The sequence below is a fragment of the Pseudomonas sp. UBA2684 genome (genome assembly GCA_002354655.1).
Taxonomy (GTDB): Bacteria; Pseudomonadota; Gammaproteobacteria; order Pseudomonadales; family Pseudomonadaceae; genus Aquipseudomonas.
In genome coordinates this window covers 1-22457 of record DELY01000037.1, presented here as the reverse complement: position 1 = coordinate 22457, position 22457 = coordinate 1, and the positions used below count along the sequence as shown (strand labels likewise).

The window sequence follows — 22457 nt, the reverse complement described above, 5'->3', positions numbered from 1 at the left end:
TAGGGAATCCGGGGCTATTCAGTATGACGCCCTGGCATCGGAACCACGACGACTGGCCTTAGCCGCCAAGCCCAGGGAGTAACCCCATGCGAATTGAAAACGGTGCCTTTGCACCGATGGGATCGGCCGGCCCGAATAAAGCTACGGGGAATGGCCGTGGCACGCAGCCTTAGAAAATCAAAGGGACGAAATCCGTCTGGAAGCTTTGCAGCCTTGCCTCATCTGGTGATGGACAGCGAAGACTTCCGGGCGCTATCCGGCGGTGCACTGAAAGTTCTGCTGGGGCTGCTGCGTCAGTACCGCGGCACCAACAACGGCGACCTCTCAGCCTCATTTGGACAGGCTCAGGGCTGGGGCGTGAATAGCAGCTCAACCCTGGCTGAATAGCCCCGGCTTGCATTCTGGAATAGCTTCCGTAACGCGCAGTTGAGCGCGTTGACTGGAGTACGCAGCATGAAAATCCGCATCCGCTACACCCCTGGTCGCCTTGCCGAGGTGGATCGAGACTACCCGATGAACAGCCCTGAGGAGACAATTCGCATTGCGGTGGGGCGTGACTACGAGCCTTCGTCCGGGTTGCCTATGGTGAGCCTGATAGGACGCTTGCCGTCAACTGAGGTCTGGGAGTATCGCCTGGCTGGTTACCTGCCGGGTGAGCCTGAAGTGCCGTGCTACCGATTCTCCAGGGTTTTACCAGCCTGATTCATCCGCGACAGCGTGACAAGCCAGAGGCCATGCGGCCTTTGGCGTTTTTCTATCCGCGACAGGGTGGTGGATGTCGCGGATAGAAAAACGCTACAGCCCAGCAATGGCGTGGCTTGTCGCGTTGTCACGGATAAAGCACCCCTCTATAGGGTGGCCTCCGTGTTTACCGGTGGTTATGCCTTGCGCCTGATGTCTACCACATTAGCCCCCGCGCACAGTGCGTCGATCAAGTCGGCCCACTCTTGCATCATGACTTCTCGCTGCGGCAGGTAGGTGGCGTGGTTGTAGGTGTCGCGGATCTCGTCCTGATCGCCATGGGCGAGTTGGCGCTCGATCCAGTCGCGGTTGTAGCCACGGCCGTTCAGTTCGGTGCTCAGTAGGTGGCGGAAGCCATGGCCGGTCTGGCGATCCTTGTAGCCAAGCGACTGCAGCGCCAGGTTGACCGTGTTCTCGCTCATGGGGTGGCTGGTGTCGTGCCGGCAGGCGAAGACCAGCGGGTACTTGCCGGTGATTTCGTGAGGCGTTTCCGGCGCTGGAAAACATGCGAAAACACTCCAGCAAGCAGCGCCGTGTATGCCCTGATGTATGCCTAAAAAAAACAAAGAACTTAATCAATAAAAAACAGTTACTTAACTAACCAGTTCAAATGACTGCGTACCACCAAACAAAACAAGGGTTTAGCGAAAGCTAAGCCCTTTTTTGTTTGCGCCAGTGACTACAGAGTGGCGACTGAGCGCTTTCAGACCTCCCAAGGATTGAGCCGGCCATGACCCCGCCAGCTGAAATCAACGCAATTATTGACACCACCGAGCAGATCCGCGCGGCGAACAGCGCAGGCTGAACGCCCGCTGCTACGCTTATATTCCGACCCGAGAATTCTTGCAGCTACCCGGGCCCTTCTCCTCGTATTGACTGCTAGGGAGGTGGGTATGACTAGCGCATTTTCGCTTCATCCGTCGATCGACAACGGTATCCAAGCGGGAGCCGATGGCTTTTCAGGCGGCACTCTCGCCTGTCACTGTGCTCAGAACCCGATCAAGGTAAAGGTCGACTCGCAATCGGCTTACAACCATGCCTGTGGTTGCACCAAATGCTGGAAGCCCAAAGGTGCAATGTTTTCCATCGCCGCGGTGGTGCCGCGCACGAAGCTCAGGGTCATCGAGCATGCCGAAAAGCTGACGGTGATCGACCCCAAAGCCACCATCCAGCGGCATGCCTGCAGCCAATGCGGCGTGCACATGTATGGGCGCATCGAGAACACCGCACACCCCCTTTACGGATTCGATTTCATCCACACCGAGCTGTCGTCGGAGAAGGGGTGGTCAGCGCCACAATTCGCCGCGTTCGTGTCATCGGTTATCGAGTCCGGTGCCGACCCAGCCATGATGGGCGCTGTCCGTGCACGGTTGAAAGCACTCGGTCTGGAACCTTATGACTGCCTGTCGCCGGAGTTGATGGACATGATCGCGACGCACATCGCGAAAGCCTCCGGTGCGCTGAAATCCTGACGAGCGGCCAGGTTCAAGGCCACTGCTGGGCGCACGGGGGCGCACGCGCTCCCGCGGCTTGCTATCGCCGCATCACAGCACTGGCGCTCCCCAGCTAGCACATCGGCCCTGTGCGGCAAAGGGGGGTGGCGCCGGCAAACGGCAGCCCTTCTCCGCTCACGTACGCGTCGGCCCACGCTGCGTCGCCAGCAACAAGCCGGCAAAGATCAATGCCCCGCCCAGCCAGTGGAACAGTTGCAGACCTTCATCGAGCAGTAACCAGCCGAGGATGGCGGTGAATACCGGCATCAGGTAGTTGGCCATGGAGGCCTTGGCAGCACCGAGGATTTTGACCCCGTGATTCCAACCGAGGTAGGCCACCAGCGAGGCGAATACCGCGGTGTAGGCGATGGCGCCGAGGGTGGCGGGGGTGACGACGAGTTGCGCGCCAGCGGCCAGTTCAAACAGGTACAACGGCAGGATCAGCGGTACGCCGAGTAGCATGAAGATGCCGAGCATGGCCAGCGGCGGGATGGGCATCAGGTAGCTGGCCCAGCGACGCAGGAGCACGGTGTACAGCGCCCAATCGGTGACGGCGAGCAGCATGATCAGGTCGCCGCGATTAAACGATAGGTTAGCCAGGGTGCTCCACTGCCCCTGGGTGATCAGCACCAGCAAGCCCAGCACGGCCAGGGCCATGCCCCACCAAGTGCGGCGCGCCGGCCATTCGCCGAGCAGCAGGCCGGCGCCGATGAAAGTCATCAACGGGATGCAGGTGTTGACCAGAGTAATGTTGATCGCTGCGGTGGTTTGCGCCGCGCTGTAGAGCAGTGAGTTGTAACCGGCGATACCCAGCCCGGCGATCAGCGGCAGGCGCCAACCGGCGCGCAGCAGGTCCGCGCGGTGGCGCCACAATGGGCGGGCGACAAAGGGCAGCACCAGCAGCAGGGCCAGGCTCCAGCGCCAGAAGGCCAGCGCGAACGGCGGGATCTCGCCGACAAAGGCCCGCGCCACCAGAGCGTTGCCGGCCCAGCAGAGTACGGCCAGCAACACACCGGCGATGGCCAATTGGCGGGAGCGATCGGTCATCGGTAACCCTTAGTTCTGCCCAAGCGGACGCAGGCGGTATTGCGGCGGCAGTTGTTCCATGCCGCTGACCGTGACGTTGAGGTTCTTCCAGCGGCCGTCCTGAATGCCGTAGATGCAGCCGTGCACCGACAGCTCCTGCCCACGGTGCCAGGCGTTCTGCACGATGGTGGTGTGGCTGACGTTGGCCACCTGCTGGATCACGTTCAACTCACATAGACGGTCGACCCGCTCTTCCTCGCTCGGCAATTGCGCCAGGTGGTCGCGGTGTTCGTAGTAGAGGTCGCGGATCGAGCGCAGCCAGCCGTCGATCAGGCCGTACTGGGTGTTCTGCATCGAGGCGCGCACGCCGCCGCAGCCATAGTGGCCAGTGACCAGGATGTGTTTGACCTTGAGCACATCGACCGCGTACTGGATCACCGACAGGCAGTTGAGGTCGGTGTGCAGCACGACGTTGGCGACGTTGCGGTGCACGAACAGATCGCCCGGCAGCAGGCCGACAATTTCGTTGGCCGGCACCCGCGCATCGGAGCAGCCAATCCACAGGTATTCCGGGACTTGCTGCTTGGCCAGTTTGGCGAAGAATTCCGGGTCTTCTTCCTTGATCGCTTCGGCCCAGCGCGCGTTATTGTCGAAGAGGTGTTGTAGATCGCTCATGCGGTTCGCTCCGAAAAATGCCGATGCGCACCATACGGAGCGCGTGTGACTTTTGACAAGCCACTTTTCGCCCTGGTCACAGCCGTGCGCGATGCTGCCACCAGCGACTCAAGCGCGGTCGCGCGGCGTGTGCCTCGGCTTGCCAATGCCGATGCCAGTGGGCGGCACGCTCGCTCAATTGCGCCCAATCCGGTTGCGGCTGCTGCAATGCCTGCAACAGGCTCGGCTCCAGTTGGTCGCGGCTGGCGTGCAGCGCCTGACGAAAATCCGCATCGCCCAGGCTGCGCCGATGCACGGCCTCGAAACGCCACCACAGGCTGTCTTCGATCGGCGCCAGCGGGTCGCTCAGCAGGGCGGCGCCGGCACTGGCGGTAAAATTCAGCGGCTGGAACAGGCTCAGGCAAGGTGCGGACGTGCCAGTTGCGGCAATCGCCAGCGCCTCCGGTTGCAGATGTGCCAACAAACTCGCGGTGGTTTGCGCAGGCCGCCAGAAGCGCCCGGCATGCATGCACACCTGGCGGTTGTTGTGACGGGCGAAGTCTTCGCCTTGCTCGCCGTGATGACGCAAGGCCTGGATCAAACTGGCGGCATCCGCACTGCTCGCACAGGCGCTGAGAAACTGCTGGTTTTGCGCCTGACGCCGATGGGCGCCACCGATCCAGGGTAGCCAGCGCGTGTCGAAGGCGCGGGCAAAATGGAAGTCGCCCTTGCCGTCCCAGCACTCCAGGCGCCGCGCTTGGTCATGCAGACGCGGGCTGTGCAGGTCGAACTCATGAGCGAGGCTCAGTGCATTGGAAATCGCCCAGCGTTCGACGCGCTTGGCGGCCCACAGGTGGCCGGCGGTTTCCAACACCCAGGCTTCGGTGGGGTCGGCAATCAGGAAGCTGTTGTCATAGCGGTAGGCCTTGTTGCGGTAACCCGCCGCACCGCCCTGGCCGTAGGCTTGCAGGTGCTCGATGATCACTTCGAGGGCTTCGCGCGCCGTGGCACCGCGCTCCAGCCCCAGGCGCAGCAGGTCCATGCCGAGCAGCGCCGCGCCCTTCTTCTGCGTCAACTTGGTGAACACCGCCTCGTTGCCGATGGCCACGCCGTGCTCGTTGACGCCCATCTCGCCGCCCCACAGCCAACTTGGCTGGCTGAGGATCAATGCATGCCGGTCGGCGGTCTGCGGGATTTGCAGGTAACTGGTGAGCAGCAGCGGCGCGCGGTCGCCACGCACCTCGGGCAAGCGAATCAGACGCTGCGGCTCGGCGGCTTCGCGGTCACTGTTCTTGGCGAACCATGTCTGTCCGTGACTGCGTAGAACCAAGGTGTCGCACATTGGACGCTCTTCCTTATTGAGTGCTCCGCCGCTGAGCCCACTGCCGCGCCGCGCGGCGGAGCAACCAGGCGATCAACAACAACCCGGCCAACAACACCAGGCTGACGCCCCACTGCAAAGGCCCGGCGTAGCGATACAAATCGCCAGGGTGCAGGCTCGGCTCACGCAGCATACGCTGTTCGGCCGCCGCACCGTCGGTCGGGATATCGGCCAAACCGTCAGCATCTGTATCCGGCAGGCTACCAATATGATCGAGCAGGCCCTGCCATTCCTTGTATTCCTGTACCCCAGGCTGCTGCGGATCGGTGTCGATGATCGCCGCCTTGATCTCGGCCAGCGGCCGCCCCTGAGCATCCTTGGGCTGCACGCTGAGCAGGCCTTTGCTCAGGTCGGCAATCAGCCAGGTAAAACTGCCGACGTAGCTGGTGGCGCCGATGCTGTACAACCGCGGGTCCTGCAAATCGAGCGCCTGATAACCGCGCTGGGCGTCGCCGATTTCGATGCGGCTGATCCGGTCGAACGGCACGCGGTAAGGGTTATAGCTAAAGCGCAGGCCGGAAACGCGCGGGTAATAACTGCGGCTTTCGCGCAGTTGATAAGCGAGCAGCAGCACTTCCAGAATATTTTTCAACTCCTGGCCAGTGACGTACACCTTGATCAGCGGATACCCCGGCGCCTGGTCGAACTCGCCAATGCCCAACGGGGCAATGCGGAACAGATCGGAGACGTTCTGCACGCCATGGCGACCGCGCATCAGGTTGTCGCGAATGGTGCCGTTGCCGGTGAACGACAGGTCGCTGCCCGTGGCGTGGCGCAGGGCATCGGTGACCAGGTTGGCGAGGACTGGATCGTCGAACTCCCGGGTCAGGGTTTTGTTCACCTTGGCCAGCGGTTGGTCGAATTGATAGCCCTTGGGCGCCAGCATGCGCTCACTGACCACCCTCTTGAAATCCTCGACCTGGGCGGTGATCGCGGTATCGCCGAGGGTCTGATCATTCAGCGGGTGCAAATGGTAGTCGAGCAGCTGCGGCCTGCTGTCAGCATCCAGCCGCATGCGCAGCTCGCCCAGGTATTGGATTTCTGAACCGGCCTGCATCACCGGGGTGCGGCCGTTGACCAGCACCGGCTGCGGCAAAGCGGTGTGCGAATGGCCACCGACGACGATGTCGATGCCCGGCACCTGCTCGACCAACTCGACTTCCTCGCCGCGCCAGCTGCCATCCTCCTGCTGCACCACGCCCATGTGCGAGAGCAGGATCACCACATCGACCTTCTCCACCTCGCGCAGGGTTTTCACCATGGCCTGGGCGGTGGCGACCGGGTCGGCAAAGGTCAGCGGTTTGATCATCGGGCTGACCGCCACGGCGTTGTTACCGAGCAAGCCAAACAGGCCGAAACGGATGCCGCCCTTGTCGATCACCTTGTACGGCAGGATGCGTCCGGCGTCGGCGTGCGCCTGTAGGCTGTCGTCAGCCTGGTGCGCGGGGTCGAAGCGCAGGTTGCTCGACAGCAGCGGCAGCAGGGCATCGCCTTTGGCGCGGTGCGCGGCGCTGATCATCGCCGCGAGGCCGGCCGGGCGGAAATCGAATTCATGGTTGCCGAGCGTCGCGGCGTCGTAACCCAGCTCGCTGAGCAAGCGCAGCTCGCCGCCGATCTCCCGGGTGACGGTATGGAACAGCGTGCCCATGCTGAAGTCGCCACCGTCGAGCAACAATACCGGCTGCTCGCCCGCCGCCGCGCGACGGGCCTGGAGCAGGGTGGCCAGGCGTGCCACGCCGCCGACCGTGTCGTCGTCGTTCAGCGTGGCCGGGCTGTATTCGTTGTTCGGGCCGAACCCAAGCAGGCGCGACTGCCAATCGTTGGTGTGCAGGATGGTGAAACTGCGCTCGGCGCTCATAACCTGGCACGCGGCGAGCAGACAGAACAGGGTAAGCGCGAGGTGAAACGCACGCATGGCACATCCTTGAGCAAGAGGCGGGGCAACCGCTGGGGTCGAGCCGCGCAGTATGCGCTACGCCTGCGGGCAGCACAGCGGCGAATGACGCCGCAGACGGTAGCCGATGGTGTCAGACCGCGCGGTGGCGAGGCGGCGCCGGACGCGGGCGCTTGCACGGTTAAACGCAGGTCTACCCGCCAGGGGCCGCCTGCGGATCAAGCATCAATCGATCAGGGTGCAGGCCATGACCAAGGCATCTTCACGGCCGCCGACGGCGGGGTAATAGTCGCGCCGGCGACCGACTTCATTGAAGCCGTAGCGCTCATACAGGCGATAAGCCGATTGATTGCTGGCACGCACTTCAAGGAAGCACTCGCCAGCCTTGAGCTGCATCGCACGCTGCATCAGGTATTCCAGCAGACGCAGGCCCAGACCGCGGCCCTGGCTTTCCGGCTTGACGGTGATATTCAGCAGATGCGCCTCGTCGATGATCACATTGATCACCCCATGGCCAACCTGCTGGTTGCCCTCGAACATCAGCCAGCAGTCGTACGACTTGAGGCTGTCGAGGAAGATGCCGCGTGTCCAGGGATGGCTGAACGCCGCGTATTCGATCTTCACCACCGTATCGATATCCGCCTCGGTCATCGGGCGAAAGGAAATCGCATCACTCATTCAGGCTGACTCATCCAACGCTGGCGCACGCGGCGCATGGCTTGCCACAACTCGGCCTTGCGTGCCGGCTCGTCCATCAACAACTCCAGCCCCGGTAGCGCCCAGGCGGCGCCCAAGCCGTCGATCTGCAACTCGCGGTTGTAAGCCTCGGCGTCGGCATCGCCGGCAAAGCGAATCGCCGGCAAACCGACCAACCACAGACAACTACAAGGGTCCTGCTCCTCCAGGCGCGCACCGATGAAGCTCTGTACGAACTCCAGGGCCGCCTGCGGGCCCTGATCCATGCTGCCGCGTACCAGCAGCGGCCAGCGCACCGGTTCGCCGATCAATTGCGGGCTGTCTGGCAAACCGGCGGCGCGCAGTAGGTCCTTCAACAGCAGATAAGCCGGATCGCGCCGTTGCATGGGCTCGCCGGTGGGCAACTCGACCAACAGCATGCAGTGACCGGCCCGCAACAATTGCAGGGAAAAACGCGGCGGCGCCACCGGCGTTTCTTTCGGCGTTAGCGTCTCGGCTAGCGCTTCGCCGTCTGCGACCTTGGCATTGCGCACAACGCCCGTGGGCCGTGGCACGTCGATTCGCGGACGCTCGCTGGGCGGTGCGGGCGGCGGCACTACGCGGCTCTCGGCGGCAGCGGGCGGTGCCACAGCCGGCGATACCGAGACAGCGGGCTCGGGCAGCTCAGGCGGCGCCAGCAATTCCGGGCGCGAAGGCGCCGCGAACGGCAACTCCACACGCGGCAGCCAACTGGCCACCTGCATGGCACTTAAATACGCACGGCGACGCAGTTCTGCCATCAAACGTCAGCCACCTGTGGATGCGCCTTTTGCCCGGCCTGCATCAGGTTCAGCGCGTTGATATAGGCCTTGGCGGATGCCACCAGGATATCGGTGTCGGCGCCATTGCCATTGACGATGCGCCCGGCCTTCTCCAGGCGCACGGTGACCTCGCCCTGGGAGTCAGTGCCCTGGGTGATGGCATTCACCGAGTACAGCTGCAGGCTGGAATCGGAGCTGGCAATCGATTCGATGGCCTTGAAGGTCGCATCCACCGGGCCGGAGCCCTGGGCCTCGGCATGCTGCTCGACACCATCGACACTCACCACCAACTTGGCCTGCGGCACTTCGCCGGTCTTGCTCGCCACTTCCAGGGTGACCAGCTTGAAGTGCTCCGGAGCTTCCTCGGCCAGGGTGTCGGAGACCAGCGCCTGCAAGTCTTCGTCAAAGATCTCGTGCTTCTTGTCGGCCAGCTCCTTGAAGCGGGCGAACGCGGCGTTCAGCTCCGCCTCACCGGCCAGCACGATACCCAGCTCGTCCAGACGCGAGCGAAACGCGGCGCGCCCGGAGTGCTTGCCCATGACCATCTTGTTGGTGTGCCAGCCAACCGACTGCGCCGACATGATTTCGTAGGTTTCGCGGTGCTTGAGCACTCCATCCTGGTGGATGCCCGACTCGTGGGCGAAGGCGTTGGCCCCGACTATGGCCTTGTTCGGCTGCACCGGGAAACCGGTGATGCCGGAGACCATGCGCGAGGTGCTGAGAATATGCGGGGTGTCGATGCGCGTGTGCACACCGAGCAGGTCTTCGCGGGTCTTGATCGCCATGACGATCTCTTCCAGCGCGGCGTTGCCGGCACGCTCGCCGAGACCGTTGATGGTGCACTCGACCTGACGTGCACCAGCCACCACCGCCGCCAGGGAGTTGGCCACGGCCAGGCCCAGATCGTTGTGGCAATGCACTGAGAACACCGCCTTGTCGGCATTGGGTACGCGGTTGAGCAGCTGGCGAATGGTCTCGGCGTACTGATGCGGAATCGCGTAGCCAACGGTGTCGGGAATATTGATGGTGCGCGCCCCGGCATCGATGGCGGCTTCGATGATGCGGCAGAGGAAATCGATTTCCGAACGGCCGGCATCCTCGCAGGAAAACTCCACATCGCTGCACAGGTTGCGCGCACGCTTGACCGCATGCACCGCCTGCGCCACCACCTGGTCCGGCTGCATGCGCAGCTTGTACTGCATATGAATCGGGCTGGTAGCAATAAAGGTATGGATACGCCCAGAGTTGGCCCCCTTGAGGGCTTCGGCGGCGCGGTCGATATCGGCGTCCAGCGCCCGCGACAGGCTGCACACGGTGCTGTCCTTGATATTGTCGGCAATCGCCTTGACCGCCGCGAAGTCGCCGGGGCTGGCGATGGCGAAGCCGGCTTCGATCACATCGACACGCAGGCGCTCCAGGGCCTTGGCGATGCGCAGCTTTTCTTCACCGGTCATCGACGCGCCGGGGCTCTGTTCGCCGTCGCGCAGGGTGGTATCGAAAATAATGACGCGGTCGTTGCTGCTCATGCTCGGCTCCTCACGGCCCCGGCATGCATGCCGCGGGGCTCAGGCAGTAAGTGCCCGCTGACGGAGCACTCAATTGAGGAATTGTGGCGTGAAACCGGGCATACGGAAAGCCTACCGCGGTTTTCCGGCAACACGCGCGGCACGCTCAGAAGCCGCGGGAAGACTCAGGGAGCAGGGAAAATGTAGATATTGCCCTGCAAACGGACATCGCCATTGGTCTGGTAGGTCAGCAGATCGGTCTGTTTGAAGCCCGCCCCACCTGACGCGGCGCTGTTGGAGCCGGCCAGGGTGAACTGTGCATTGCTGAAACTCGCATTGGTCAACCCCACGCGCATGGCGGGTGCGTTGAAGGCCGCGCCATCGCCGCCGTAGCCGCTGTCGATGGTGACGATGTCGAAACTCAAGCCCTCGAAACTGAAGGTGCCCTGGATATTGTCCAACACGATAAAACCGGCGCTGTTGGCCGGTTTTATCGCCAGCCGCGTGCCGCAACCGCCGGGGCAGCGGGTCTGGCTGGGGGTCGCGGCAAAATTCAAGCTGGCGCTCAGGCTCAGCCCTGCCTGCCCGCTCACGCCTTGCAGCTCCTCTTCGCCCAACGGGCGCAGTTCGGCAGATACCAGCGAGGTCCAGGCAGCCAGGACCACGACCGTCACTTTAGCGAGCATCTTGGGTCTCCTCATCGCGGCAGGTTCACCGTGCGCATATTCAGGTAATCCACCCGTATGCCGCGGACGACTTGCGAGCCAAGGTCGACGCCACCGATATTCAGGTTGCCGACGCTGATATTGCTTTTCGGTACCTGCTGGTAAAACGCCTGGTGGTTGGCCCAGGTAACACCGGGCAGGAACAACCGCAGCTCGCCATCGGCCAGCACCGAGAAGCTCAAGGGCTGCAAGCTGGCATGACCGAGATTGATGTCGAAGTAGAGATTCTTGGCCACCGCGCGATTGCCGTCAGTGCAATTGCGACAGCCACCGATGACCAGTTTGTCGGCATATGCCTGCAAGCTGGCCTCACCTTGCAACCCGGCGCTGTCGCCCCACAGGTTGAGGTAGGCGCCATTGAGGGTGAAGCCTTCCAGGTTGATCGAGAAAAAATCGCTGCGGGTAGTGGTGGCGCCTTTAACGATATTGCCGTTGCCATCCTTGCTGTAGGCGACGCTGGGCAGGCTGAAAGTGGCCTCGATACCGACATCCAAGCCTTTGACCCGAGTGCCGCCAGCTTGCAGGGTTGCCGCGACCACCGTCACCACCTGCTTGCCATCCTCGGTACTTTTGATGCTGCCACCCACGCAGGTCGGCGACTGGGCGCTGGGCGCGCCGCACAAGATGCTGAATTCGGTGTAATCGCCGAGCCGCTGGGTCAAGGTCAACCCACCATAACGCTCGACGTTCCAAGCCTCGCCCAACTGCTTCTGGGCCTCGAACAGCGCTGTGCTGGACGTGTTGAACGGATCGATCGAGTTGTTGTAAGCCCTGACGGCCTGGGGGCAGCCGAAGACCGAGCAAAAATAGGTCTCGCCTTTGGCCGGTTTGTTGTACGTGATCAACCCACCCCGATAGCTGCCAGGCGCTGCGTCATAGGTCGAATTGAAGGTGTCTCTTGCCGCTTGAAACGTGACCGTGCGCGCCTCGACCACCTGTTTGCGCTGGTTCACCAGCACCATATCCGCATCGATGTCCTGCTTCAGCGTCAGGAAGCCGACCGTTTGATACTTCGCCAGTAATGCCGAGCGTGTGCCTTGTAGTAGGTCCAGTTGGGCCTGCACCACACCGACCGCCTTATTCGGGTCGGTGCACCCGGGCTCGCCGTAGAGGCAGCCCTGGTAATAGGCCCACATGCCGTATTGATGGGTATCGTTGAGCGGGTCGCTGTAGGTCGGCGTCTTGAGCTGAAGCGCTTGCTTGCCGACCGGCAAAGTGGGCGCCGCGGCACCGCTGACCACCCCCAGGGTAAAGGGATGCAGCGGCGTACCGAGAGTGGCCTCGGTATCCACGGCGCCGCGCTGGCTGCCTTCGCCCTTGATATAGGCGCGCTCGAAATCGATTTGCAGCGGGCTGCCCTGGCTGTCCTTGACGCCGGTCACGCGGGCGCTAGCCGTACCCTGGTCGTAATAGAATTGATCGATGAAAAAGCCCACGCCCGCGCCGCTGACCTCGCCCATCTGCTCGTCACTGAGCACCTGCATGGCCGCAGCGTTGACGCACCACAGGCTCAGGCTCAGCCCCAGCACCGCGCGCAGGCTCATGTTCAGCACCCCGAGGTCTGGCCGCCGATGCACGTCGGCACACGGGCGGTGCCGCGCAGGGCGTCATACAGGTTGATCATGAACGGGTAGAGCGCGTTGGCGCCCTCTCCGGTCTTGGCGAAGTTGGCGAAAGCGCCGGATTGGGTATCGACGAACTTGCCGGTATTGGCCAGGTCCTGCCAGGGCACATTCTGGTTCTGCATCGAGAAGAAAATGCCCTGGGCGCCGCCTTGGGTGATGTCGGGCTTGGTCGGGTCGCCGACAAAAATGCTCTTGTAGTTGAGCAGCGCGAAGCAGGTGGTCAGGCCCAGTGCCTGGCAGTCGCTGGTGGTCGACAAGGTCGGTAGCAACGCGGCGATCAGGCCCGTCTCGTCGGTCTGCAGCGACTGCCCATTGGGAATACCGATATGGGTCGCGCGGTTGATCGGCTGGCCATTGAGGGTAGTGACACCTGTGCCCTGTTGCAGCAGTTCCACCTCGGCATACACCTCGGTATCGCCGGCCAAACTCAAAGCGATACAGTTCGGGTCCAGCCCCAGGAAGCCACAACCATTGGTGTCGCGGTAATACTGGTAAGCAATCGAGGCCGGCCCGTAAATCTTGCCCTGCATCACCCCGGTCAGCGAACGGATATCGCCGGACAGGTCGCCACGCGCACGGCCGAAACCGACCCGCACACCGGCCACCTCGCGTACGCCTTGGCCATTCACCTTGAAGGCGAATTCCAGGTAAGGGTCGCGTATCTGAAAAGGCACGATGGCGGCATTCGGCGAATTGGCATTGTCCACCCGGCCCAGGGCGAAGTTGTCGATCCTGATATCCGCAGGCTGCGTCGACGCGGTGCCGCCTCCGGTGCGCGAGTAATTGCCGAGGCGGAGCTCATCGATATTGGTCAACAAATCGATATCGGAGCCCAGGTTCACGCGGGTGTACTCGAAGCCGCCATAGGTCAGGCCATCCATGGTGATCAACGCCTGTCCGGTGACCTCGGCCAGTTCACGGTCATCCATCGGCTGCAAGGCGGCCTGCGTCGTACACGCGAACAAACCGCCGCACAGCAGGGACAGAAGGCGTTGGGCAGGGCGACAGATCGGGCGCATGGCGAGTTCCTTATTTTTGTGGCGGCGCAGTCCTGCAGACTCCGGCCCTTGCTAGCCACTATAAAAAGCTCGCGCACAGAACGGGCCGACCCATAGTCGAGAAAACCACGGCAAATACTTGCCCGACGCGACACCCGGCGCAAACGCCTGTTACCCATCGCCACATCCGTCACCCCACTGCCCGGCCCTGACGAAACAACCTGGGCGGATGCTCGGCAAGTGTTCCGTCAAAAGCCTTGAGGCCCAGCCGCGCGCCGTGTCACAGCCGTGAACTGCCGCCTTGCGGCAAATGCGCGAACGCTGCCGCCTCTGATCGGTTCGGGCTCAGGCGAATGCCGGTCGATGCAGTACAATCGGCGTTTTTTGCGAAAAGCTCGCGGAGCGGATGCCCCGATGATTGACCCCAAGCGCGTACTACGCGCCCTTGCCGAACACTGGACGTTGCTCGAGCCGCTGTGCGAGCGCTTCGATGCCGGCACCCTGAGCCTGGTGGAGCTGCGCCACCAGCTCACCGCGCAGCTGCCGGACAGCACGCCGGTGGACATCACCGCCCTGCTCGACCAGTGGATCCGCCTGGATATCCTGGTGCCGGTAGCCAAGAGCCCCAATCGCTTCGAGCTGAACGCGCAGATTCACGACTTCCTCGCCTACCTGCGCCGCGAACACCGCCTGGGCCTGTGCCTGGAAATCGAAGCCTACCTGCGCCATCTGGAACGCCTGGCCGGCTATATCAAGGACGCCTTCGAGGTACGTGACGCCGCCGATCTGGCGCGCCAGCTGCGCTTGCTGGATATGCGCGTGCGCGACGTGCTGAAGAAGCTGGCCAACGACGAACAGGCCCTGGTCGCCGTGGCCGATCGGGCCAAGACCTCGGATCGGCAAATCCCGCTGCGTCAGCGTTACGCCGAGGTGCTGGCCACCTGGGACGAATACGTCGAGCCGATGATCCAGCTGGTCGCCGCCGACGGCGCCTTCGAACAGGGTGTGTACCGCGTCGAACACGTGCTGCTGCGCCTGCTCGGTGAACAGCAGCGCCTCGGCCAACTGGTGGATGACGACCTGCTGCTGCGCACCCACGCGCGCATCCTGGAAATGCAGACCACCGCCCAGTTGACCCTGCGCCGCGCCCGCGAACTGCTGCTGCCGCTACGCGAGGAAGCGCGCCGGCACAACGCCGTGACCCGTGGCGCGGCGTTGGCCCTGGCGGCGATTCGCAAGAAGGGCCTGGACGCCGTGCCGCAGGCTTCCCTGCCGCTGTTCAGTCGCCCGCAAAGCACCTTCCTCGGCACCGCTTCGCAGGTCGAGGCTTATGTCTACGCCCTGGCCCGTTTCGAACCCAAGCCGGCGCAGTTCCCCAAGGCCCACAGCAGCCGCAAAGGCGAAGCACCCCGCGCGCCACGCACGGCCCGCGAAATGATCGAGCGCTGCGAACAGGCCCTACCGCTGCCGGACCTGATGGTCTGGCTGCTGGAGCAGGAGCCAGAAGGCGCTACCGACGAATTGCTCTACTGGTTCTCGCGCCTGTCCCGCGATGGCCGTTTCCAGCGTGAGCGCCTCGAGCGCCGCGACTACCTCACCCGCGAGCATCAGGTCAGCCTGAGCTCCTATGCCCTGATCAAGCCGGCCGGGACCACCGCCCTATGAATATCGACCTGAAAGAACTGACCCAGCTCGCCCCGATCTTCCGCGAGCTGTTCAAGGGCTACCACATCAGCCGCAGCAACCCGGAGCTCTACAGCCAGCTGGCCAGCCAGCAGGACCAGTACCGCAGCCTGTTCAAGGCGCTGGGCTATGAACTGACCTGCGACAGCCGCGGCTTCTACTATTTCGTGCCGGAACAGATGGGCGCGCAGGTCAACAAGACCGCCCAGCGCCTGGCGCTGTTCACCTTCATCTTGGTCGAACACCTGGCCGACCAGGGCCGTGACCCGCTGGCCGTACTCGACGGCGGCAGCCTCGGCCGTGACGAACTGCCGGCGCTGCTGGAGAAATACAAGGACCTGTTCCTGCAGGCCGAAGTCACCACCCAAGACGAGTTGGAGGAAAAGGTGATGCGTCGCCTGACCCAGCTCGGTTTTGCCAGCGAAGACAACGGCATCTACCGCTTCCTCGCCCCCATGCACCGCTTCCTCGACGTCTGCCTCTCCGTGCAGCAAGACCGCGACCTGGCGGCCACCCTGCACAGCGCCCTGCCACTGCCGACTCCGGTGCTGCTGGATGATGAGGCCGAAGACGAGATTATCAGCCTCGCCGAGGTTGAGTCGGACGAATCCGAAGAAGACGCCCTGGCCCGCGCCATGGCCGAAGAACGTGAAGCCCAGGAGATCGACGCATGAGCCAGGAACGCTACGGCATCCGCCGCTTTGCCCTGCTGAATACCGCTGGCTACAGCCTCGGCCTGTTTCCCCTGGAAAACCCGCTGTCGGTATACGGGGCCAACAACCTCGGTAAATCGGCGTCGATCAACGCCTTGCAGTTCCCGATTCTGGCGCGTATGTCCGACATGAGCTTCGGCAAGTACAGCCTGGAGCAGTCGCGCAAGTTCTACTTCGCCAGCGACACCAGCTATATCCTGGTCGAAGTCGTGCTGCCCCACGGCCCCCATGTGATTGGCGTGGCCGGGCGTGGCCCGGGTGGTGGCTTCGGCCACCAGTTCTTCGCTTACCAGGGCACCCTGGACCTTGAGCACTACCAGAAGAACGGTACCTGCCTGCGTCAACGCGAGCTGTTCAACGCGCTGGAGCGCGAAGGCATCAAGGCCTACGAGCTGAAACCCGAGGAACTGCGCCGTCTGCTGGTCGGCGGGCATACCTCGATTCCGCTGGACCTGACCCTGATTCCGCTGCGTTCCACCAGCGAACAGAGCCTGAAGACCTTCCGCGCGCTGTTTATCAACCTGTTGCATATGCGTGAGATCACTGCGGCCAAACTTAAGCAGCTGTTCCTCGACGCCTTCGAGCACAGCCTGCGCTCGGGCAGCGTCGACTATATCGCTGCCACCGAAGAGGCCTTCCGCGACGTGCGGCGCATGGAGCAGGACTATCAGGCCCTGGTTACCGCCGGCCCACTGATCGAAGCCTTAGCTGCAGGCGTGGCCCAGCGCGAACTGCTGCGCGGCAAACTGCATCGCCTCTCGCCCCTGCTCGATTCGCTGCTCGGCACCTGGCAGGACTACGCCGGCGCGCGCCGCGAGGAACTGGTGATCCAGGCCGAGCACTACCGCGGCGAGCAGGACGGCCTGCAGCACGAACAACGCGGCGGCACCCAGGAGCTGATGCGCATGGAGCGCGAAATCAGCGAGATCCAGCGCTGGCTCGGCGAACTGTCCGTTCTGAAAAACCGCTTCGCCCTGGTCAACGACGCCAAGGTGCTGGAAGAACAACTGCTGGCTGCCAAGGATGCCCACGACGAACTGGCCGGGGCCCTAGCACAGTCGCGGCAGTTCTCCGCCGAAGACCTCGATGAGCGTCTACGCGACCTGGAAAAACGCCTGAAATCGGTGAAGCAGCAACTCGAGCACGCCGACAACAACAGCTACTCGCGCCTGCGCGAAGAGTTCAGCCAGGCCGATGTCGACCGCCTGATGCGTCTGTTTAACGGCCAGCTGTTCAGCCTGCCGCTCGGTGAGAAAGGCATTCAGGTTGCCGACGGCGATGCCTGGGTCAAATCCCTGGAGGCCATTCTCGATGGTTTTAAAGGCGAGCACTTCGAAGTGCCGGGCCTGACCATCGACCTCAGCCATATCGAGCCACCGGCTCTGCAAGCCCTGGCAGACCGCGCCGCCCTGCGCGACCAGAAAGACCGTCTGGATCGCGAATACAAACAGCTGAAAACCCAACAGGCGGTCGCCTCCGACCGCGCCGCGAGCAAGGCCCAGGCCGAGCAGTTCTACCAGGCCGTGCTGGATGCGCAGAAAGCCCTGGAAGATTTCCGTCGCAGTCAAACCCTGGCCGTCGAGGAGAGCGACAAGCTGGAGCAACTTGCGCAGCTGGAAGCCGCTCAGGACGAACTCAAGCGCGCCTCCGATGCCTTTACCGAGCGCGTGCAGCAGCTGTCCGCCAAGCTGCAACTGGTCGGCCGCCAGCTCGCCGATCTGGAAGCCAAGCAGCGCACCCTGGAAGACGCCCTGCGCCGCCGCCAACTGTTACCGGCCAACCTGCCGTTCGGCACGCCGTTTACCGACCCGGTGGACGACTCGCTGGACAACCTGCTGCCGCTGCTCAACGACTATCAGGACGCCTGGCAAGGCCTGCAACGGGTCGATGGGCAGATCGAGGCGCTCTATGCCCAGGTGCGCCTGAAAGGCGTGGCCAAGTTCGACAGCGAAGACGACGTCGAGCGTCGCCTGCACCTGTTGGTCAACGCTTACGCGCACCGCCAGGACGAAGCCATCACCCTGGCCAAGGCGCGCCGCGCCGCGGTCACCGATATCGCCCGCACCCTGCGCAATATCCGCAGCGACTACGACAACCTGGAACACCAGCTGGCGCTGTTCAACCGCGAGATCAACAAGCGTCAGGTGTCCAACCTAGAGAGCTTCCGCATCGTCCTCGCGCCAAACAAGGACGCGCTCAAGCATATCGATCAGATCATCCACAGCGCCGGCCAGTACGAAGAAGGCGAAACCCTCTCGGTGTTCGACCTGCAGCAAAGCAGCGAGCAGGACAGCCGAAACGAGGAAGCCAAGGAATACCTGGCGCGCCTGGTGGCGGCCAACCATAACCAGCTGGGCTTGAAGGACCTGTTCGAACTGGCCTTCGAGATCACCAAGGTGCATGGCCAGCCGGTGATTCACACCGATATCGATGGTGCTGCATCGAACGGCACCACCATGACCATCAAGGCGCTGACCAACATGTACCTGTTGCTGCACCTGATGGACCGCGACCAGGCCGGCAAGGTGCGCCTGCCCTACTACCTGGACGAAGCCGCGGATATCGACGAGAAGAACCAGCAGGCGCTGATCGAAACCAGCCTGCAGCTCGGTTTCGTGCCGATTCTTGCGTCGGTGAAACCGCAGGTCTCGGCCCATGTGGCCATCGACCTGGAAGGAGGCAGCGGGCCGAACGGCATCTACATCGACGAAGCGGATTGGAAATATATCCAGCGCCGCGACAGTGCCAAGACCAGTAGCACCACCCGAGTCGCCGACAGCGAGCCGGCGTGATGCTGCGCTAAAACAATCAGGGCCGCTAATGCGGCCCTGATTTTATCCACCGATTACGGCAGGGCAATCTTCGGCGCCCACCCCAGCCACTCTTCCTGCGGCTCGTCGAACAAGGCAAAGGTCTGCCCGGGACGGGCCTGCGACCCCATCTGCTGCAGTTCCGGTGTAGCGAAGGCTACTCCGCCCTCGATCAAGGTCTCCAGGGACTCGCTACGGACCTTCACGCCCTTGAACAACCCCGCCTCGACACCAATGCCGGAGGTATTCCAAAAACGGCTACCGGTGCGCACCAAACTGGTATAGCGCGGCTCGATCAGGACATGGATCAGCACCCGATCCGCAGTTGGTCCAAGCTCGTAGCGCGTCACTTTACCCACCGGCACCTCACGGTAAGTCACCGGCACACCAGCCTTCAACGAACTACGGCGTGCCGCACTGAGTACCAAACGCAAGCCGAGCTCACGCACAGCCTGGTTCGGCGGCTCGGGCAAAGCGAGGAAATGGGTTTGTTTGGCGCCGGCCTTATCCGCTGGCAGCACCTCCAGGTATTGACCACTGACCAAGGTTTCCAGATTGGCCGCACGCGTCAGGCTCAACTCCGGTTTAACCACCCAGAATTGCGTACCGATACGGGCAATTTGCTGGGTCGCCAGGTTCACCCGTGCATGCAGAATGACCGCTTGCAGGTCATCACTCAGCTCGATGCGTTCGACCTTGCCGACCTCCAGGCCTTTGTAGCGAATCGACGTGCCAGGCGTCAGGCCATCGCCGCGCTCCAACTGAATGGTGATTTCCACCCCGCTCTGCAGAGCCATGTCGCGACTTTCATGCAGGTTGAAACGCTGTACTCGCTTGGCTGCGACAGAGGCTTTCAAGTCGACGGTTTCAAAGGCAATACCACCGGACAACAGGGTTTGTAGCGACTCGCTCTTCACCTCGACACCAGACAAGCTGCCTTTCAAGGTCACGCCACTGGCATTCCAAAACCGCGTAGTACTGTTCACCAGATGAGCGTATTCCGGTTCGATGTGCACACCCAGCGCCACCTGCTGGTCGTTGCGCGATAACTGCACACTCTGCACCGAGCCGACCTTGACCTGCCGATAGAGAATCGGGCTACCCACCTCCAAGGAACCGCGGTTGTCACTGAACAACACCAAGTGCAGACCAGGCGCTCCGAGGTTCAAAGGCGGCGCCTTGGGCCGCGCCTCGAAATCACGCTTCGCCGCCGCCCCCTTCTCGCCTGGGCGTACGGCAATGTAGTTACCTTTCACCAGCGCTTCCAAACCGGTGATCCCAGCCAGGGAGATCGACGGCTTAACCACCCAGAACTCCGTACCTTCGACCAAATAATCTTCGGTACGCGGGTCAAGCGTCAGCTCTGCCAGAGCGCCCGTAAGGTTTTCATTGACCTTCAGTGTCTTCAAGGTGCCGGCTTGTATGCCGTTATACAAAACCGGCGTGCGCCCAGCTTGCAAACCTTCAAAGTCGGTCATTTTCACCAGCACTTTGATCCCGGCCTGCGCCGCATCGAAGTCTTCGTAGAGGCGGAACGGAATACTGGAATCAGTCGGCGGGCTGTCGCTGCGATGCTCCGGCGTCGCGAAGGCGATACCGCCAGCGACGATACTGGCCAACGACTCACTGCGCAGTTTGACGCCCGACAGGTCGGCGTCGATGCTGATGCCGCTGGCATTCCAGAAACGCGTATGTTTACGCACCAAACTGGCATAGGCCGGCTCGATATAAATCTTCACCTCAACCAGGCTCTGATCGGCAGCCAGTGCGTAGCTCTTCACCCGGCCTACCTGAATTTGCTTATAAAACACCGGGCTGTCGCGGTTCAACGAGCCCAACCGCTCAGCTTTGAGCATCAGGTGCAAGCCTGGTCGGTCATCCGACAGCGGCGGCGCCTCGGAGAGCGCCTTGAACGTCAGACTTCGCTCACCGGCACCTGGGCTGATCGCAATGTAATTACCAGAGACCAAGGTTTCCAGCCCGGTGATACCCGCCAGGCTCACGCTCGGCTTTACCAGCCAAAAGCGCGTGTTTTCACGCAGGTGTTCCGCAACATCCTGCTCCATCTCCACCGTGGCAATTACACCAGGGCTCTCTTTGCTGTCGTCCAAGGCCAAGGCTTTGACCTTACCAATCGACATGCCTTTATAGATAATCTCCGTTTTACCTGCCTGGATGCCTTCGCCACTCTCGAAAATCACCTGAATTTCAATGCCCGCCTGACTGTAGGCGCGCCACGCCAGCCAGCCTCCAATCAGCAGGGCAATCAGCGGTAGGACCCAAATGGCCGACCAGTTGGAAGCAGGGCGGACTTTAGCCAGTGGCAGGTCATTCATGGTCGTCATCCGATTCCGTGTTATCCCAAAGCAAGCGAGGGTCAAAAGTTAAAGCGGCCAGCATGGTCAGAATCACCACGCTGGCGAAAGCTACGGCCCCAATACCCGGCTCAATGCTCGCCAGGCTGCCGAAATTGACTACGGCCACCAGAATGGCAATGACGAAAATATCCAACATCGACCAACGCCCGATCCACTCGATAAAGCGGAACATGAGAATACGCTGACGCGCCGACATGCGCTGATGACGCTGCACCGAGTAGAGCAGAAGCGCGATACCGACCAGCTTGAACGTCGGCACTAAAATACTGGCAATAAACACCACGGCGGCAATCGGCAACATGCCGTAATTCACCAGTTCGATGACGCCCGACATGATGGTGTCGGATTGCCCCTTACCCAACGAATTGACCGTCATGATCGGCAGCAAATTGGCCGGTATATACAGAATCGCCGCAGTCAGCAGCAACGCCCACGTGCGCACCAGGCTGTTCGGCCGCCGCACATGCAATTGGCCACCGCAGCGTGAACAAAACTGTTTATCCGCGGAGATTTCCTGCCGATTCAACTGATGGCACTCATGACAGATCAGCAGTCCCGCATCAATCGCCCGCATGCATGTCCTCTCCCGACAGCGCTTCCCAGATCTGATGAGGCGACATGGTGACCTCAAGCCAAATCTGCACAAGAAGCAAGGCAATAAAACACAGCAAGCCGAGCCCCAGGTTCACGTCAGCCAGATCCACCAGTTTGACGATGGCAACCAGAATCCCCATCAGGTAGACCTCAAGCATGCCCCACTCGCGCAGATGATGATAAATGCGATAGAGCAACAAGCCATAACTGCGCCCCAGATCCAGACGAATACTCAATAGCACCGCGAACTGACAAAGCAGTTTGAGCAAAGGCACAGCCATACTGCAGAGGAAAACCACCACCGCGATGCCTTGCATACCACTGCTGTACAAGCCCAGCACACCACTCCACACCGTATCGTCAGTGCTCTGCCCTAAGAGATTGAGTTGCATAATCGGCAGGAAATTAGCTGGGACGTAAAGCAGCAGCGCCGCAATTACCAACGCCAAGCTACGTCGCACCACTTGATCACGGTGGGTGTACAACTCATATCCGCAGCGCGGGCACTCGGCGCGTTCGCCATGCGCAACTTCCGGCTTGCGCATCAACAAATCACACTCGTGACAAGCAATCAGCGCCTCTAGAGGTAGCTCCGATAGAGGCTGAAGGTCAGCTGAATCAGACATAAACAAGCTCTCGGAAAGATGGGCATATTCTAGACGAGCACTTGCTGCAACAGGTGAGACGGGCACAAACGCTTATGGTGCCCCGCTGCGTTGGCGATTATTTTTGCAGTGCAAA

At 62.0% G+C, this 22457-nt stretch carries 19 protein-coding genes and 1 pseudogene; 6 read left to right on the top strand and 14 right to left on the bottom strand.

Annotated elements, in window-relative coordinates:
* The first annotated feature begins 156 nt into the window (after positions 1-156).
* Both B3M58_RS12765 and B3M58_RS12760 read left to right on the top strand, forming a co-directional pair.
* Positions 157-387, top strand: coding sequence for a hypothetical protein (locus B3M58_RS12765; protein ID WP_296219609.1), 231 nt, complete (start codon positions 157-159; stop codon positions 385-387).
* Between the two features lie 66 nt (positions 388-453).
* The gene (locus tag B3M58_RS12760) at positions 454-702 is read left to right on the top strand and encodes a hypothetical protein (protein ID WP_296219607.1); all 249 of its coding nucleotides are present in this window, start codon (positions 454-456) and stop codon (positions 700-702) included.
* A gap of 176 nt (positions 703-878) precedes the next feature.
* On the opposite strand, the pseudogene B3M58_RS12755 reads toward B3M58_RS12760, so the two are convergent.
* Positions 879-1223: pseudogene (locus B3M58_RS12755) on the bottom strand (tyrosine-type recombinase/integrase); the annotation flags it as partial.
* Positions 1224-1634: 411 nt separating this feature from the next.
* Here B3M58_RS12755 and gfa point away from each other — a divergent pair.
* On the top strand, positions 1635-2213 hold the full coding sequence (gene gfa / locus B3M58_RS12750; RefSeq protein WP_296219606.1) for an S-(hydroxymethyl)glutathione synthase: 579 nt from the start codon (positions 1635-1637) through the stop codon (positions 2211-2213).
* Between the two features lie 156 nt (positions 2214-2369).
* Here the strand turns inward: gfa and B3M58_RS12745 are convergent, their stop codons facing one another.
* The 10 genes from B3M58_RS12745 to B3M58_RS12700 all read right to left on the bottom strand — a co-directional run bounded on the left by B3M58_RS12745 (position 2370) and on the right by B3M58_RS12700 (position 13559).
* Positions 2370-3281 carry a DMT family transporter gene (locus tag B3M58_RS12745; RefSeq protein WP_296219605.1) on the bottom strand — a complete coding sequence of 304 codons (912 nt, stop codon included), beginning with the start codon at positions 3279-3281 and terminating at the stop codon, positions 2370-2372.
* Between the two features lie 9 nt (positions 3282-3290).
* A complete protein-coding gene (gene can / locus B3M58_RS12740) occupies positions 3291-3935 on the bottom strand; it encodes a carbonate dehydratase (protein ID WP_296219603.1) in 645 nt (214 codons plus the stop codon).
* A 76-nt stretch (positions 3936-4011) separates the two neighbouring features.
* On the bottom strand, positions 4012-5256 hold the full coding sequence (locus B3M58_RS12735; RefSeq protein WP_296219601.1) for a C69 family dipeptidase: 1245 nt from the start codon (positions 5254-5256) through the stop codon (positions 4012-4014).
* A 13-nt stretch (positions 5257-5269) separates the two neighbouring features.
* Complete coding sequence (locus B3M58_RS12730; protein ID WP_296219600.1) at positions 5270-7210, bottom strand: bifunctional metallophosphatase/5'-nucleotidase; 1941 nt, start codon at positions 7208-7210, stop codon at positions 5270-5272.
* Positions 7211-7414: 204 nt separating this feature from the next.
* The gene (rimI, locus tag B3M58_RS12725; protein WP_296219598.1) at positions 7415-7867 is read right to left on the bottom strand and encodes a ribosomal protein S18-alanine N-acetyltransferase; all 453 of its coding nucleotides are present in this window, start codon (positions 7865-7867) and stop codon (positions 7415-7417) included.
* On the bottom strand, positions 7864-8667 hold the full coding sequence (locus B3M58_RS12720) for an energy transducer TonB (protein WP_296219596.1): 804 nt from the start codon (positions 8665-8667) through the stop codon (positions 7864-7866). Before B3M58_RS12720 ends, rimI begins: the two co-directional genes overlap by 4 nt.
* Positions 8664-10211, bottom strand: coding sequence for a 2-isopropylmalate synthase (locus B3M58_RS12715; protein ID WP_296219594.1), 1548 nt, complete (start codon positions 10209-10211; stop codon positions 8664-8666). Before B3M58_RS12715 ends, B3M58_RS12720 begins: the two co-directional genes overlap by 4 nt.
* A 164-nt stretch (positions 10212-10375) precedes the next feature.
* Positions 10376-10876, bottom strand: coding sequence for a DUF6160 family protein (locus tag B3M58_RS12710; RefSeq protein WP_296219592.1), 501 nt, complete (start codon positions 10874-10876; stop codon positions 10376-10378).
* An 11-nt stretch (positions 10877-10887) separates the two neighbouring features.
* Complete coding sequence (locus B3M58_RS12705; RefSeq protein WP_296219591.1) at positions 10888-12459, bottom strand: hypothetical protein; 1572 nt, start codon at positions 12457-12459, stop codon at positions 10888-10890.
* 2 nt (positions 12460-12461) lie between these two features.
* Positions 12462-13559 carry a DUF6160 family protein gene (locus B3M58_RS12700; protein ID WP_296219589.1) on the bottom strand — a complete coding sequence of 366 codons (1098 nt, stop codon included), beginning with the start codon at positions 13557-13559 and terminating at the stop codon, positions 12462-12464.
* A 393-nt stretch (positions 13560-13952) separates the two neighbouring features.
* On the opposite strand from B3M58_RS12700, the gene mksB reads away from it, so the two are divergent.
* Genes mksB through mksF form a run of 3 tightly spaced genes read left to right on the top strand, consistent with a single transcriptional unit; the run spans position 13953 to position 18726 of the window.
* Positions 13953-15203 (top strand): Mks condensin complex protein MksB, encoded by a 1251-nt coding sequence (mksB, locus tag B3M58_RS12695; protein WP_296219588.1) that lies wholly within the window; start codon positions 13953-13955, stop codon positions 15201-15203.
* Positions 15200-15895 (top strand): Mks condensin complex protein MksE, encoded by a 696-nt coding sequence (mksE, locus tag B3M58_RS12690; RefSeq protein ID WP_296219587.1) that lies wholly within the window; start codon positions 15200-15202, stop codon positions 15893-15895. The genes mksB and mksE overlap by 4 nt, the downstream gene beginning before the upstream one ends.
* Positions 15892-18726: an Mks condensin complex protein MksF gene (mksF, locus tag B3M58_RS12685; RefSeq protein WP_296219586.1), complete on the top strand. Its 2835-nt coding sequence runs from the start codon at positions 15892-15894 to the stop codon at positions 18724-18726. Before mksE ends, mksF begins: the two co-directional genes overlap by 4 nt.
* A 53-nt stretch (positions 18727-18779) precedes the next feature.
* On the opposite strand, the gene B3M58_RS12680 is transcribed toward mksF, so the two are convergent.
* The 3 genes from B3M58_RS12680 to B3M58_RS12670 are packed head-to-tail and all read right to left on the bottom strand — an operon-like array spanning position 18780 to position 22342.
* Complete coding sequence (locus B3M58_RS12680) at positions 18780-21080, bottom strand: intermembrane transport protein PqiB (protein ID WP_296219585.1); 2301 nt, start codon at positions 21078-21080, stop codon at positions 18780-18782.
* Positions 21073-21696, bottom strand: a complete 624-nt coding sequence (locus B3M58_RS12675; RefSeq protein WP_296219583.1) for a paraquat-inducible protein A — start codon at positions 21694-21696, stop codon at positions 21073-21075. The genes B3M58_RS12680 and B3M58_RS12675 overlap by 8 nt, the downstream gene beginning before the upstream one ends.
* The gene (locus tag B3M58_RS12670; protein ID WP_296219581.1) at positions 21683-22342 is read right to left on the bottom strand and encodes a paraquat-inducible protein A; all 660 of its coding nucleotides are present in this window, start codon (positions 22340-22342) and stop codon (positions 21683-21685) included. The genes B3M58_RS12675 and B3M58_RS12670 overlap by 14 nt, the downstream gene beginning before the upstream one ends.
* Positions 22343-22457: the final 115 nt, after the last annotated feature.